Origin of the sequence: Megasphaera sp. UPII 135-E, from assembly GCF_000221545.1 — a bacterium.
Taxonomy (GTDB): Bacteria; Bacillota; Negativicutes; order Veillonellales; family Megasphaeraceae; genus Megasphaera; species Megasphaera hutchinsoni.
Map to the genome: position 1 here is coordinate 95,527 of NZ_AFUG01000043.1, position 15,190 is coordinate 110,716.

Annotated in this window: 16 protein-coding genes; 13 read left to right on the plus strand and 3 right to left on the minus strand. The window is 37.2% G+C overall.

Going from position 1 to position 15,190, the window contains the following annotated elements; translation table 11 throughout:
• Positions 1-78: 78 nt before the first annotated feature.
• The gene (locus HMPREF1040_RS06945; protein WP_007393231.1) at positions 79-1,269 is read right to left on the minus strand and encodes an amidohydrolase; all 1,191 of its coding nucleotides are present in this window, start codon (positions 1,267-1,269) and stop codon (positions 79-81) included.
• Positions 1,270-1,430: 161 nt separating this feature from the next.
• Here HMPREF1040_RS06945 and HMPREF1040_RS06950 point away from each other — a divergent pair, with 161 nt between their 5' ends.
• From HMPREF1040_RS06950 to HMPREF1040_RS06975, 6 genes are all read left to right on the plus strand, one after another.
• The gene (locus tag HMPREF1040_RS06950) at positions 1,431-3,014 is read left to right on the plus strand and encodes a ClC family H(+)/Cl(-) exchange transporter (RefSeq protein WP_007393233.1); all 1,584 of its coding nucleotides are present in this window, start codon (positions 1,431-1,433) and stop codon (positions 3,012-3,014) included.
• A gap of 217 nt (positions 3,015-3,231) precedes the next feature.
• Positions 3,232-3,816, plus strand: a complete 585-nt coding sequence (locus HMPREF1040_RS06955; RefSeq protein ID WP_235808662.1) for a peptidoglycan-binding protein — start codon at positions 3,232-3,234, stop codon at positions 3,814-3,816.
• A 153-nt stretch (positions 3,817-3,969) separates the two neighbouring features.
• Positions 3,970-5,343 carry a bifunctional UDP-N-acetylglucosamine diphosphorylase/glucosamine-1-phosphate N-acetyltransferase GlmU gene (gene glmU / locus HMPREF1040_RS06960; RefSeq protein ID WP_007393247.1) on the plus strand — a complete coding sequence of 458 codons (1,374 nt, stop codon included), beginning with the start codon at positions 3,970-3,972 and terminating at the stop codon, positions 5,341-5,343.
• Positions 5,344-5,394: 51 nt separating this feature from the next.
• Positions 5,395-6,360 carry a ribose-phosphate pyrophosphokinase gene (locus tag HMPREF1040_RS06965; protein ID WP_007393201.1) on the plus strand — a complete coding sequence of 322 codons (966 nt, stop codon included), beginning with the start codon at positions 5,395-5,397 and terminating at the stop codon, positions 6,358-6,360.
• Positions 6,361-6,378: 18 nt separating this feature from the next.
• Positions 6,379-6,972 carry an aminoacyl-tRNA hydrolase gene (gene pth, locus HMPREF1040_RS06970; RefSeq protein WP_007393207.1) on the plus strand — a complete coding sequence of 198 codons (594 nt, stop codon included), beginning with the start codon at positions 6,379-6,381 and terminating at the stop codon, positions 6,970-6,972.
• A gap of 97 nt (positions 6,973-7,069) precedes the next feature.
• The gene (locus HMPREF1040_RS06975) at positions 7,070-8,050 is read left to right on the plus strand and encodes an MBL fold metallo-hydrolase (RefSeq protein WP_007393212.1); all 981 of its coding nucleotides are present in this window, start codon (positions 7,070-7,072) and stop codon (positions 8,048-8,050) included.
• 101 nt (positions 8,051-8,151) lie between these two features.
• On the opposite strand, the gene HMPREF1040_RS08140 is transcribed toward HMPREF1040_RS06975, so the two are convergent.
• On the minus strand, positions 8,152-8,295 hold the full coding sequence (locus HMPREF1040_RS08140; RefSeq protein WP_176604715.1) for a hypothetical protein: 144 nt from the start codon (positions 8,293-8,295) through the stop codon (positions 8,152-8,154).
• 247 nt (positions 8,296-8,542) lie between these two features.
• On the opposite strand from HMPREF1040_RS08140, the gene HMPREF1040_RS08145 reads away from it, so the two are divergent.
• From HMPREF1040_RS08145 to HMPREF1040_RS07000, 5 genes are all read left to right on the plus strand, one after another.
• Entirely contained in the window at positions 8,543-8,746 is a 204-nt protein-coding gene (locus tag HMPREF1040_RS08145) for a hypothetical protein (RefSeq protein ID WP_036257889.1), read from the plus strand.
• 16 nt (positions 8,747-8,762) lie between these two features.
• Positions 8,763-9,230 (plus strand): ADP-ribosyltransferase, encoded by a 468-nt coding sequence (locus tag HMPREF1040_RS08415; protein ID WP_141557810.1) that lies wholly within the window; start codon positions 8,763-8,765, stop codon positions 9,228-9,230.
• Between the two features lie 41 nt (positions 9,231-9,271).
• The gene (locus tag HMPREF1040_RS06990; protein ID WP_007393196.1) at positions 9,272-9,526 is read left to right on the plus strand and encodes a hypothetical protein; all 255 of its coding nucleotides are present in this window, start codon (positions 9,272-9,274) and stop codon (positions 9,524-9,526) included.
• Positions 9,527-9,597: 71 nt separating this feature from the next.
• Entirely contained in the window at positions 9,598-10,074 is a 477-nt protein-coding gene (locus HMPREF1040_RS06995; RefSeq protein WP_141557809.1) for a polymorphic toxin type 50 domain-containing protein, read from the plus strand.
• Positions 10,071-10,265 (plus strand): hypothetical protein, encoded by a 195-nt coding sequence (locus HMPREF1040_RS07000; RefSeq protein WP_007393169.1) that lies wholly within the window; start codon positions 10,071-10,073, stop codon positions 10,263-10,265. Before HMPREF1040_RS06995 ends, HMPREF1040_RS07000 begins: the two co-directional genes overlap by 4 nt.
• Positions 10,266-10,590: 325 nt before the next feature.
• On the opposite strand, the gene HMPREF1040_RS07005 is transcribed toward HMPREF1040_RS07000, so the two are convergent.
• Positions 10,591-12,480 carry a carbon starvation protein A gene (locus HMPREF1040_RS07005; RefSeq protein WP_007393199.1) on the minus strand — a complete coding sequence of 630 codons (1,890 nt, stop codon included), beginning with the start codon at positions 12,478-12,480 and terminating at the stop codon, positions 10,591-10,593.
• Between the two features lie 402 nt (positions 12,481-12,882).
• Here HMPREF1040_RS07005 and HMPREF1040_RS07010 point away from each other — a divergent pair, with 402 nt between their 5' ends.
• Both HMPREF1040_RS07010 and HMPREF1040_RS07015 read left to right on the plus strand, forming a co-directional pair.
• Positions 12,883-13,872, plus strand: a complete 990-nt coding sequence (locus tag HMPREF1040_RS07010) for a nicotinate-nucleotide--dimethylbenzimidazole phosphoribosyltransferase (RefSeq protein ID WP_007393227.1) — start codon at positions 12,883-12,885, stop codon at positions 13,870-13,872.
• A gap of 48 nt (positions 13,873-13,920) precedes the next feature.
• The gene (locus HMPREF1040_RS07015; protein WP_007393236.1) at positions 13,921-15,159 is read left to right on the plus strand and encodes a pyridoxal phosphate-dependent aminotransferase; all 1,239 of its coding nucleotides are present in this window, start codon (positions 13,921-13,923) and stop codon (positions 15,157-15,159) included.
• The last annotated feature ends 31 nt before the right edge of the window (positions 15,160-15,190 follow it).

The following is a 15,190-nucleotide window of genomic DNA, read 5'->3' on the forward strand; positions in this document are numbered from 1 at the left end:
GTAGTTATGTAAGGAAACAATAAAGCACGGATTTCTAAGACTACTTAGAAATCCGTGCTTTTGTTTAGCTCGCAATCATTATGTTTCTGCAGATAAATATTCTGGCAGGTATTGTACTAACGTAAGTAAGGATGTGCAGATTAATTTTAATCCACTACTTTCCCAGATAAAAGAAGATGTATTGATGGGAAGATCATGATCAGTACGTACGCCTATATCGTAGGTGAAGGAGGGAATTTGTTCGGCAATATATGAAAAATCATCAATTCGTCGTTTATCGATCAGTGTCGAAAATTGTAATGTGGGTAGATGTTCTTGCCATGTTTTTTTTGCGGCGGCACATAATGCTTTATCATTGGATAACGCCGAGGCGATGGGATGAGAATGTAGCTGAATATTGATTGGCGTCGTTTTCATTATTTCTTGAATCATATCGTTAATGGCAGCGATAATATGATGACTAGTATTAGGTGATGAGGTACGTAATACCCCTTCAAAGGTTGTTTTCTCAGGAATGATAGTAGCTGTTGTGCCACCATATACATGATTAAAAATCAATGTGTCAGGGGCGACATTAATATGCCCTAATAATGTTTCATGAATGGTATAGAGCAATTTATTACCAATATTTAAAGGATTGATTGTGGGATCCAATTGATTTTCTGGTTGGCTTATGGTGAGTGTAATGAGATCGGCATAGGGAGAAACCTTTCCATCTTGAAAGGCCACGGTCCCTAATGGTACGGCTCCTGTAAAGCGACAAGATAAGGCTATATCTGGTTTAGGACCATATAATATACCTGCATCGATCATTTTTAAGGCACTTCCCGTAGTAGAAACCGCGGGTTCAAAGACAAAGCGAATAGAACCATGGAGTTGTTTTTTATATTTACAAAATATTTTAGCGATACCTAATAACATTGCCATTTCCCCATCGTGTCCAGAGGCATGCATAAGACCAGAAGTGAGAGATGCATACGCACTATTGGGAGATTCATGTAGGGGAAGGGCATCAATAGCGGCACGCAATAATAAAACTGAGCCTGGATGGGAACCATGAATAATACCGGTAACACCAGTGCCTGCAATTATTTTTACATCTGACACGCCCATTAACGTCAGCTCTTGAAATAAGGTTTTGCAAGTATCAAATTCATGATGCCCACTTTCAGGGTGGGCGTGAAAATATTCGCGTATTTCCATCATATAAGGTAATGTTTGTCGTACTGCTTCCGAGACAGAAAATGGTAAAGAACGAGAGGTGTTCATACAGCGAACCTCCTTTTCATAATATAAAGTATGATTTTTATAATATCTTATATCTATATTTTCTATTATAAATGATATATTTCCTTTTAAAAAGTAAAAATATACTGGTATGCATAACTTATGCTATAATGACTTCAGTATGTTAAGAGGAGTGAAAAAATATGCCATTACAAAAACAGTTAATTTCTACAATTGAAATGTTAAGTCATTGGCCAAGATTTCGCTTGAGATTGTTTCTAGAAGGCTTGTTTGTTGGTATTATATCGGGTAGTGTGATTAGTTTATTTCGTTCTTTATTGGAGAAGGGAACGATATATAGAGAATATATATATCAACATGTATTGTGCATGGGAAATATAGGATTTACCTTGGTGTGGTTTTGTTTGTTACTCATAGCAGCATGGCTATTATGGAAATTAGGCATGTATGAACCTGGCGCGGGCGGTAGTGGAATTCCTCAGGTTAAAGGCGTTATCTTAGGTTCTGTGCGGATGAGATGGTTTCGTATTCTTTGGGTTAAACTCATTAGTGGTATTATAGGCATTGGTTTGGGATTATCACTGGGGAGAGAAGGCCCGTCTATTCAAATTGGTGCTGTTGTGGGTCAAGGCATGAGTAGAGGGCTAAAACGAACGCGTATGGAAGAACGATATTTAATTACGGCTGGTGCAAGTGCAGGACTTGCGGCCGCATTTAATGCCCCTTTAGCAGGAGTTATCTTTGCGTTAGAAGAGCTGCATCGTAATTTTTCGGGGGCTGTATTGGCCTCTGCTATGGCAGCCGCATTATTATCGACAACTGTATGTAGAATGGTTTTTGGCAGAGAAACGATTTTTCATTTTGGCACATTGTCGGTGCTTCCCCTTTCTTATATTTGGCTAGTGGTAGGGGTGAGCATTTTCGTTGCTATTGGTGGTTGGATTTTTAATGCATGTCTGTTGCGAACACATCTTTTTTATGAGCTTCCTTTCTTTCGTAATGACTATATGAGAATTGCTTTTGCGCTTCTTACGGCAGGTATATTAGGATTTGTTTTTCCTTATGTATTGGGGGGCGGTAATGATCTTATTAATCAATTGTATATGCTGCCGTTATCACTGCAATTTTTTTTATTATTGTTAGTGGCTAAATTTCTTTTTACGCTGATTAGTTATGGCTGTGGTGTACCAGGAGGCTTTTTCTTACCTATGTTGGTATTAGGAGCGTTATTGGGAGGTGTAATTGGTATACTGCTTATTCATGGAGGAATTATTCCCGTCCAGTATTTTTCTAATATTATTGTTATTTCTATGGCTGCTTTTTTTGCTGCTTCAGTGCAGTCACCGATTACAGGTACGATATTAATTATGGAGATGACTGGTTCATATGAACATTTATTGGTATTATGTACGGCCTCGATGGTAGCTTTAGTGGTAGCACAAATAATGAAAGGTGAACCGATTTACGATACGCTATTACAACGTTCGTTGGCTAAAAATAAGCCTCAAATTTCCGCTACGGACCAAAGACATCTGATGGAGTTGACGGTGGCAAGTGGAAGCGTAGTCGATGGAAAATATATACGTCGTATTACATGGCCGAATCATGTGGTATTAATTGATATTAAAAGAAGCACGGGAGAAGTGTTGCCTGATTTTGATACGCGATTGTATGCTGGGGATTATATTTATGTATTAACTGATTCTATTGAAGGAGCACAACGCATTCGTGATATGGTAGAGTTATCGGAAGCAAAAAATGTATAATAATTATAATAAATAGTACCTGGTCATAAAATAATGTAATAATGATTATATAAATGGCGGATTTATTATATTGAGATGACAAATATAAAGGTATAAAAAATCACAAAAAATGGTGTAAATATGCTAAATTTTGACTTGCTATCTATTTTTTGCTATAATGTATTCATAATTTTTGATACATAAATAAGTATTAAATCAGATATAGCGAGGTGGTTTTTTGAAGAACCGAATCATGTTGTTATTTACTATTGTATGTATATTTGCCTGTTCATCGTTTGCGGAAGCAAATATAGGGATGGGGATGCAAGGTGTGGCAGTACAAAACATACAGAATATGTTGATTAATAAAGGATATTTATCTGATAGAGCTGATGGCGTTTTTGGTCAATTTACACGTGAAGCGGTAGAACGTTTTCAAGCGGAAAATGGATTGGATATTGATGGTATCGTAGGAGAACAAACGTTAGAAGCATTACAAAAGAATAGTGAAAAACAAGGGAAGCAATTAATGCAAAAAATAGTGGGTAAGCGTATATTAAACATGCATGCAACCGCATATTCCGCAGAAGATCCAGGTAATACGGGGATTACTGCAAGAGGACACCGGTTAAAGCGGGGAGTTGTATCGGTAGATCCAACGGTTATTCCATTGGGCACGAAATTATATATTGAAGGATATGGGTATGCCGTGGCAGATGATACGGGCGGTGCAATTGTGGGGAAACGAATTGATTTAGCGATGGATTCCAATCGTGAAGCATTGCGATTTGGTCGGCGCAATGTAGTGGTACATGTGTTGTAGGTCGCTATGGAGTAAGATAAATATAAAGAAGGGGAGTACATTACTCTCCTTCTTTATATTTATCTTTGTGTTTTTAGAAAAAGTATATATTTTATATTCCTTTTGTGTTATCCTAAAAAAGAATAGTTGATAAATTCAGGGAGGCAATACTGAATGGAGAATATAGTAGCATTAATTTTAGCTGCAGGTAAAGGAACGCGTATGCAGTCAAAACTACCGAAGGTGTTACATGCAGTAGGTGGAATTCCTATGGTCGGACAAGTATTACGGACTGTTACACGAGCAGGAATTACTAGAAAAATTGTGGTTATTGGTTTTGGTGGCGATGAGGTTGCGTCATATTTACAAGGAAAAGCTGAAACGGTTATACAAGCACAGCAGTTAGGTACAGGTCATGCTGTATTGCAAGCGGAATCATTATTAAAAAATGAACGGGGAATTTTATTGGTTACTTGTGGAGATACCCCATTAGTACGCCCTGAAACATTTAAGGAATTGATAGCGTATCATCAAAGCATGAAAGCTAGTGCTACCGTATTGACGACTATTATGCCTGATGCAACTGGCTATGGAAGAATTATTCGTAATCAGGAAGAAAAAGTAGTAAAAATCGTAGAACAAAAAGACTGTACTGATGCGGAAAAGAAGGTCCAGGAAGTAAATACAGGTATTTATTGTTTTGATTTAGAAAAACTATGGGGCTTATTACATAACCTTACGAATACGAATGCTCAAGGTGAATATTATTTAACAGATGTTATTTCTTTATTGGTACAAGCAGATCAATGTGTTGCTGCGTATGCTGTTTCTAATTATAGCGAAACGCTCGGGGTTAATTCCCGGGTACAATTAGCTGAAGCGGAACAAATATTACGTATGCGGAAATTACACTCGTTAATGGAAATGGGCGTTACAATTATAGATCCTCATCATACATATGTAGATATGGATGTACAAGTAGGGAAAGATACGATTTTATATCCAGGCACGATATTACAGGGAGACACTACTATTGGTGATGATTGTGTTATTGGCCCTTATACACGGTTAGAAAATGTCCGGATGGGAAATGGCAATCATATACAATTTACGTATGCCCATGATTGCGAAATTAAAAATCATTGTGAGGTAGGGCCATTTGTCCATTTTAGACCACAAACAGTGATCGGCAATCACGTAAAAGTGGGGAATTATATGGAAGTCAAAAACTCTTTTATTGGAGATAATAGTAAATTACCGCATTTAAGTTATATTGGTGATAGTGATGTGGGACAAGGCGTTAATATTGGTTGTGGTACGATTACGGTTAATTTTAATGGTCGAGAAAAACATCGAACGGTTATTAAAGATCATGCCTTTATTGGTTGTAATAGTAATTTAGTTGCACCTGTTCAAGTTGGTGAAAGAGCATTTGTGGCGGCAGGTACGACTGTGACTAAAAATGTACCAGCAGATTCCTTAAGTGTTAGTCGTACGCCACAACGAAATATTGATAAGTGGGTTACTGAACAAACATATAAAAAATAATCGCATGTGTTTGTTTTAGAAAAACTATATTTTCATTCAGGGAGGCTCATTATGGGTAACGAAGACGAAAAAAATTTAAAAATTTTTACAGGCAATGCCAATCCACAATTGGCAAAAGAAATTGCAGCATGTTTACATTTAGAATTAGGAAAGGCCTTTGTAGGTAAATTTAATAATGGAGAAATCCAGGTTATGATTGATGAAAGTGTTCGAGGTAAGGATGTCTTCGTGATTCAACCAACCTGTCAACCTGCCAATGATACATTGATGGAATTGCTTATTATAACGGATGCTTTAAAACGGGCTTCGGCAAAACATATTACGGCCGTGGTTCCTTATTATGGTTATGCACGTCAGGACCGTAAAACACGTGGTAGAGAACCGATTACATCGAAATTAGTAGCGGATTTGATGATTACGGCTGGGATTACTCGTGTTGTAACAATGGATTTACATGCAGGGCAAATACAAGGATTTTTTGATATACCTGTAGATCATTTAGGTTCGGCATCTATTATGGCGAACTATTTGAATAAAAAGGTAGTGGCACATGAATTAGAAAATATAGTGGTTGTTTCTCCCGATTTAGGTGGTGTTACGAGAGCGAGAGACTTGGCTGATCGTTTAAATGCACCTATTGCTATTATTGAGAAACGGCGTCCTCGTCCTGGTGTTTCTGAAGTAATGAATGTTATTGGTGAAATCAAGGGAAAAACGTGTATTATTATTGATGATATTGTAGATACGGCAGGTTCTTTGTGTGGTGGTGCGAAAGCATTGAAAGATATGGGGGCAGAGCGTGTTATTGCGGCTTGTGCACATGCTGTATTAACGGATCCCGCAGTAGATCGGATTAAACAGTCAGTTATTTCTGAATTAATTATTACCAATACGATTCCATTGCCGGAAGAAAAGAAAATTGATAAGATAAAAGTATTATCGGTAGCACCTTTATTAGGGGAGGCTATTACTCGCATTTATAAGGAAGTTTCGGTTAGTGAATTATTTGATGTATAGGGATTGTGAATTGTGTATATGATAGTTGGTCTGGGCAATCCAGGCAAAGAATATGAACAAACTAAACATAATGCAGGATTTATGGTTATTGATGCATTGGCAGCTCGGATGGATAATACGCGTTGGAAATGTGAAATGGAAGCCTTAGTGGCAACGACCACCTATGGTGGTGAAAAAGTATTACTGGTTAAACCGCAGACTTATATGAATGATAGTGGACGGGCTGTGCGAGCGTTGCTGCACTGGTATAAAATTGAGGCTGATCATATTTATGTAGTATATGATGATATGGATTTACCAATTGGACGCTTGCGTATTCGTAAAAATGGTAGTGCTGGGGGACATAACGGCATTAAAAGCATATTAGAACAAGGTTGTCATGACTTTATTCGCTTTCGTTTAGGTATAGGGAGACCGTTGCCCCATTGGACAGTAGTAAATCATGTCTTATCTCCTTTTCCATCAGCAACATATACGGTGTTTAAAGATGGGGTTTCCTATGCGGCAGATGCTGTGTTAGGTTGTTTGGAATTAGGAATTGACAAGGGTATGAATCGATTTAATATAAAAAAGAAAGCCAAGGATGCGGTAGTAGAAATAAAATCGGTATGACCGTATTAGTGTAATGCAGGGCAAATAGTCCGTAATAGTATTGCGGACTATTTTGTTGTGTTTGCTGATGGTAAATATGGCATAGGGGGGATGCTATATGATAGAAAAAATGTGTGATTTTCCTGAAATTTATCGCGTAGAGGTTACATTGCCTAATAATCCATTAAGATATTTAAATTCCTATATGATTAAGGGCAAGCAGCGGCATTTAGTGATTGATACGGGATTTAATTTGCCTGAGTGCCAACGGGATTTGTGTCAAGGTATGCGCGAGGTAGGGATTGAATTAGATCGAACTGATCTTTTTTTGACACATTTACATGCGGATCACACGGGGCTGGTGCATATTTTTTCGCAAGCGAAATGCCCTATTTATATGCATGGTGATGATTTTGACTTTTTAGTGCAGGCTCAAATTGGTACGATGTGGAAAAAGGCAGAAAATCACTTTATGGAAGAAGGAATGCCTGAAGAAGATATAAAAGTTCAATTCTCTAATTACGCCAGAGCTTATTCCCCTAAGGTAGATTTTTTAGCACATTGTGTAGTGAATGGCCAGATGCTATTATTAGCAGATGAATGGTTTCAAGTAATTCACACACCTGGACATACGAAAGGACAATGTTGTTTGTATTTACCGAAGCAGGAAATTTTGTTTACGAGTGATCATATTTTGTTTGACATTACTCCTAATATACAACAATGGGCAAATATGAAAGATGCGTTAGGAAAATATCGGCAAAGTTTGTATTTGATTAAGGATTTACCCGTATCGTTGGCATTACCAGGACATCGTCAATGGCGAAGGTCGATTAAAGAACGTGTCACGGCATTACATTTGCATCATGACAAGCGATTGGAAGAAGTTTATCAGATTATTAAGATGCAAGGGGAGATAACGGCGTTTGATATCGCAGGAAGGATGCACTGGTCGATGCGGGGCATGACGTGGGATGTATTTCCCCCTACGCAGAAATGGTTTGCTATGGGAGAAGCATTGGCACACATAGAATATTTATGTTGCCGAGGGATTATCAAGCGCGAAGAAGATAAGGGAATTTACTATTATCATTTATAAGAATATTGCTATTTTCCCAAGTATTTACGTCATTCTATAAAAATTTGTCAAAAATAAAATCTAAAAAAATAACGCCGCATGTAACGGCGTTTTTTTTATCCCTAAAATTCATTCAATTTGATAACGGCATTTTTACGCATTTCCTCGCTATACTGAATATACATCTTTTCTACCGTAGCAATTGTATCTTCGAGTAAGCTTGCGATCGTTCTTAAATCAACCTCACGAGTTAATAAGTTAGTCACATAGGTATGTCTAAAATCGTGAGGAATGTGATACGGATAAAATTTTTTTATTTCACTAAATTTCACCTTTATATGGGTATAATGATAGTGTAGTAGCTCCTTTGATATAGCTTTAGAAAAATAGTGGGGTTGGGGAGATTCGTGGAAGCGGTACCATGAAAAGAAAGAACACAAAAAGAAAGAACGTTTTCAAGCTAAGTGGGAGTAAGTACAAAGCAAGAAAACGTTCTTTCAGGTAGTTTTGAAAATGGGTAAGGCTTATAGGCCTTATTTTCGAACTATGTTTATTATAATTGATATGAAGAAAATAATCAAGCGTATCGGGAAAGATTTTTTAAGTATTGTTGTATTATGGATAGCAAGTTTAGCTGCTAATGGGCATATAAATACCTTGACTATTATAACCGGCATAGGTGTTATTGGTTATCTTGCATACAAGGTAGGTACTTAAAGAGCAGACAAAAGAGATTAAAAAACAAAGTGATGAAGTTTATAAAAAGCTGAATAAAGGAGAAAGAGAAGTACGAAGCGAATATACTCAAGGTGGATATATACCAATCAACAGTAGTTTAGCTATAGGAGAAAAATCTTTTTATGAAAAGGGTTTAAATGATGCAATAAACCAATTTATATTAAAAGACGATATAATAACATATAGAGGAACAAATGAAAAATATTATGAAACTTATAAAGTTGGAGATGTATTAGAGGGGAAAGTCTTTTATTTAATACGTTTAGATTATGAACAAGCTAAAGTGTTTGCCGATGATGTTACAGAATATGATGAAGATGGGTATAAGGGTGTTTTATTAGAAATAAAAGTTCCTAAAAATCAAGGGCTTTGTATGTTGAGGGAAATACGGATTATAAAGACGGTAATTATACTGTTAATGAGCGTGAATTGTTATTGTCAAATAAAGTTAAATATAAAATAGAAAAAATGAAAAAGGTAAAATAGTTTTAGAGGTGTTAAAAGATGAATGACAATGAAATATTGAAAGCAAAATATATAAAGTCAACACAAGCCTTTAAAGATTTAATTTCAAGAGTAAACAATGGTGGAAATATAACAAAAAGTGACAAAGGAAGAATTTTTTCTTATTTAAGGCACATACCGAATATAAGAAAGACAGAAGAAGAACTTGAATTATATTGTAAAATGGCGAAAAAAAAAGGATTACCGAAACCGGATAGAAATTCATATGTAAGACCCTTACATGAAAGGCATTAAAATAACCGTTTACGAAAGTAGGCGGTTTTTTAGATAAGCAAAGCAAGGACGTACAACGGCAATTGTTAGGCGTGCAGGGCACAAAAGCATGGGAAGCGGTACGACCGTGGCAAGATGTTTTGCGGAACTACAGTTCCGCAGTGATGAAGAGCAGGGTGAGCGTGGATCTTGAGGGCAAACGATACACGGGATATAATAAAATTAAAGGTATAGAAAGGCGTCCTAATAAATATGTGGTTGATAAAATATTGAACGGTGAATATGGAACAGAAGTTAACGTCGAAAAACAAAGACTACATATAGAAGCAACCGCAGAAAAAGGGAAAAGTTATTTGTTTGACATCGTAGATACGCAGAAGTTGTTTAATGAATATGCGGGAACCGGTGTGATGGAGAGAGAGAGTTTAGGAAGAAATAAAAATATTGAAAGATGTAATGCGGATTTTGATATAGGATTTGATGTAATTACTCATACAGTTACCAATAGATTTAAGATTCATCATTCAAGCAAAAGAGCACATATAGTACCAACGAGGAGAAGAAAATGAAGTACTTTCAATATTTAGATAAATGTGTGAAAATAGTATGTAAAAATGGAAATATATTTCAGGGAATAGTTGATACAGTAACTAGTTCCTTAGATGATCCGAGAAATCATGACAGTATTACTGTTGAACAGAATGATGAGTTGTATGTTCTATATGACGATGAAATAGTAAGCGTTGAAATTTTAGAGTAATAAACCCACATTAGAGGACATAAATTATGAAAAGAACGATAAAAGCGAGAATTGCATATACCGGGGCTTTTTGGCAGTGTAAGGTTGTCTTTGGTGGAGACTTTCTAAATTTTGTGTACAGACGGATCCGCGTGAGATATTTTAGGAAAGCGTAGGATAAATAGGGGAAATCACGGGATAACATAACTCGATTCCATGATAAAATAGGCCGATTCCGGGACAAAATGACTGGAAAACGAGACCAAGCGGCTGTAATATAAAAAAACAAGGGCTGTATACATACAGCCCTTGTTTTTTGTTTAGCTAGACTCGGTTATACTTGTGATTAGTCTATATTTAAGGTTAGTTCTTTGAAACGTCTTGCTTTTTTCGCTTCTTCTGTATCTTGAGCTAGTAATTCTTTTAAGAGTTTTAATTCGCTTTCTTCTTCCGTTTTAGTGGTAGCGTAACTTGCAGGAACTGTTTTGCTTAAATAGAAACATTTTTTGATAGAAGCAATGCTTACGATAATAACTAATATTGCCATAATAGCAGATACGGCAAAGAGGAGATATTCTCCTTTTGGAAGATAGATGTTAAACATATTTAAGCAATCTGCCCAGAAGATAACGACTGTTAAGAATGCCCAAGGAAGTGCAGTTACCCAAACGTAGCGGGCTTTTCCTAAACTGCAAATGACAACAGAAGAAATGGATAGGGTAATAATAGCTAACAATTGATTGGAAACACCAAAAATAGGCCAAATGGTTGAGAGGTTTCCTTGTAAAACAATATATCCCCATGCACCAGAGATGAGGGCCGATGCGATGACGCTTCCAGTAGTCCAATTTGTATCGCCAAATTTTGGCCAAACACGACCGATTAATTCTTGTACCATATATCTGCCTACACGTGTACCCGCATCAATAATTGTCATGATGAAGAGTGCTTCAAACATGATACAGAAGTGATACCAATAATTCATTAAGTGTTCAAGACCAGGAATCCGCGAGAAAATATGTGCCATTCCTACTGCTAAGGATACGGCACCACCAGGACGATGGGCGACATTTTCTCCAACCATAGCGGATAATTGAGGTAAGTCAACGACATTTAATCCTAAGACTGAGAAATTAGCTGCGGTAGAGTTAATTGCAAAATAGTCATTAGGAACTAACGAACAGGCTGCAATTAATGCCATCATACCAACAAAGGATTCCGTTAACATGGCACCATAGCCTACTGGTAAAATAGAACGTTCATTCATCAACATTTTAGGGGTAGTTCCCGTTGAAATCATGCAATGGAATCCAGATACGGCCCCACATGCAATGGTGATAAAAATATATGGTAATACGGGACCTGTAATAACGGGACCACCACCTGCAATAAATTGTGTGATTGCGGGCATTTGAATGGCAGGGCCAACAACGATGATGCCAAGAGCTAATGCACCGATAGTACCGATTTTCATATAAGTTGATAAATAGTCGCGAGGAGCTAATAATAACCATACGGGTAAAGCGGCAGCAATAAATCCATAAATGATCAATGCAACGCCGATTCCGTGAGCACTAATTGTGAAAATAGGAGCCAATACAGGTGAAGCAGCAACATAGGGACCAGTCACAACAGCTAATAATGTTAAGGCAACGCCAATGATAGTCGCTTCTTGAATTTTTCCGGGGCGAAGAAATTGTAAATATATACCGATAAAAATAGCAATTGGAATGGTCATTCCGATAGTAAAGGTTCCCCAAGGACTATCATGCAATGCATTGACGATAACTACAGCCATTCCGGCCATAGCTAAGACATTTAGAAATAGCACAGCAAATGAAGTAGCAAGACCCACTTGATTGCCTAGTTGTGCTTTTGCTATTTCGGCAATAGATTTTCCATCATACCGCATGGAACAGAATAAAATAACCATGTCATGTACGGCACCAGCTAATACACCGCCAATAAGGATCCATAAAGCACCTGGTAGATAACCGAATTGGGCCGCGATAACTGGACCGACGAGAGGACCGGCACCAGCAATTGCCGCAAAATGATGCCCGAATACGACGTATTTGTTAGTGGGAACATAGTCGTGACCATCCTCAAAACGAAAGGCGGGCGTGACTTTGTATTGATTGACCGTTAGAACTTTAGCGGCGATAAAAGCACCATAAAAACGGTATCCCAATACGAGTACTAAGGCTGAAATAATAACAAGATATAACCCGTTCATAAAAAAGACCTCCTTTTATAATAAATGAAAATATATTTTGCATGCATATTAATAATAAATATCAAAATATACTTTCTTATCATACATATTATAGGGTAAAAACATACTTGTATCAATGAAATAATAATTTAAAATAAACATATGATATGACGGATTTTGCATAACCGACGGATATATTATGACTTATTACCATTTTGCACTTAATTTGAAAAAATGAAATACGTTTAGGAAATATAAAAAACGATACAAATAAAAGTATATATATACTTTTTCTTGGAGCTGTCATAGTATTTATGTACATGTTAAAAATGTATACAATATACGAGTAAAAAAATATAATTCAGGAATTTCCTTTGTGTTATAATAAAAGCATTGATTAGGAATTACTTGAGGGGGCTTAATATGGACTCAGAATTAATTCAATTGGTACAAGGGATAGAACCTATAAATCAGCAACAACAGGAACAGTATTTTCAGAAACTATATGCACGATATGGAAATACTGAACCCGCAATACTTATGGGTGCAGCGAAATTATTATCCCTAAGTAAAGAGGAGGTATTACAGCCGTTAAAAAAAGCAATACTTATTTTTGCAGCGGATCATGCGGTAGATGGCGTGGAAAATAAAACACACGGAAAATGGAGCCGGAATATGGCAGAAGAAATCGCTAAAGGTAAAGGTGCGATTAATTCGGCGGCACACCGTATAGGAGCGGGTGTACTTTTATTGGAACTGGGGATGGAACAGCCGATTGTTGAATATACGGGTGTGCAAGATTTACAAGTTATGAAGGGGAGTCATTTTTGGGAATGTCGAGATGCGATGTCGCAGCAAGAAATGATGGATGCACTTTATAGTGGGATACAGCTTGCCTTTGCTTTGTATCAAGAAGGATATCATGCAATTGGGTTAGGAAATTTAGGAGAACGGGCGATGATAACGGCTTTGGTTTTAACTACGGCATATTGTAAGTCTCGTTTTAGACAACATAATTTTTCTAAGCAGGGAGCACAAGTAACGTCTTTACTGCAGCATCTGGAAGAGAAAAATATTTCTATAAGTGATCCCTTATTAACATTACAAAAGGTAGGTGCACCTGATATAGCAGCTATGATAGGTGTAATTTTAGGCGCAGCCTATAATCGAATGTGCGTGACATTTGATAATGCGGTCACAGGTGCAGCTGTACTGATGGCACAGTGTATTTGCTCTGCTTGTAAAGAATATTTGTTTACAGTAGTGCAATATGATGAACCCGTCCATCAGATGCAGATGAACGTATTGGGGTATTCGCCTTTTTTAAAAACTGATTTTTATGACGGTATGGGTATGGGATCTGTTTTGGGATTGTCTGTATTAGATGCGGCACAAAAATTGGTATTAACATAAGAAAGATAAGACAAAGTAAACAGATACTACATGATGGGAGCTGGAATAATGGCAATGGTTATGGCGGTGGAAAGTAGAAAGGGAAAAAAACTGCAGGATAAAGTATTTAGCGTTGGTCGAGCAGCACAAGAGGCGATAGATTTATATGGCGAGGAACAAGTGGTAAATGCGACCGTTGGGTGTTATGGTGATGAATCAGGAACATTGGGGTGTTTACCCCTTGTTGAAAAAATATATCGTCAATTACCAATACATGATTTTATTGCGTATGCACCACCGCTAGGGTTAGATGCATATAGACAGATGGTTATTGAAGAAGTATTTGAGGCACATCGACCAGATGCCTATTGTGACGCTATTGCTACGGCTGGTGGAACGGGTGCCATTCATATTGCGATTATGAATTATTCGGAAATAGGGGATGCTGTGTTGGTTACAGACTGGCATTGGGGTGTATATGGTAGTTTGTGCCAAGAAGTAGAGCGAAAATTGCAAACGTTTTCGTTATTTGATGCAAAAGGGGCGTTTAATATTGTCGCTTTTACTGCAGGGGTTGATTCGTTATTAGAAAAGCAAGATTCGCTCCTTATTATTTTAAATACGCCAGCACACAATCCGACGGGATATTCTCTTTCTTATGAAGAATGGCAACAAGTATTGGAGGTTTGCCAGCAGGCGGAGAAAAAGGGGAAAAAGATTAGTATCGTTGTAGATATTGCGTATATTGCTTATGCAGGAGAAAAAAATGAAGTTCGTCATTTCATGGAGTTATTTAGTCATCTTCCAGAACATCTTTTTATAATGGTTGCTTTTAGTATGTCGAAGGGGTATACCTTATATGGACAGCGGACAGGCGCATTAGTGGGGATATCGTCATCTCGTGCGGTAATAGATGAATTTATTGAATTGGGAAAATATTCTGCCCGTACGGCTTGGTCTAATGTCAATCGGGCAGCAATGACTTTATTGACTACCGTTCGGCAAGATAAAGTACTTTGTCGGCAAATAGAAGTAGAACGGATGCAAATTTTTCAACAAATTATGAAGCGGGCAGCTATTTTTACGCAAGAAGCAGAGCAATGTCGGTTGGCGATTATTCCTTATCAAGCAGGCTTTTTTATTTCTGTACCAACGACACAGGCAGATGTGATTTGTCAACGGTTGCAACAGAAATGTATTTTTACTTTACCCGTAACAGGCGGAATACGATTAGGTGTTTGTTCTATTCCAGAACGCAAAATGAAAGGGTTAGCAAAAATCATGCAAGAAACAATAGAAGAAATTTAATAAAAAAAACGCGTATATATATAACGCGTTT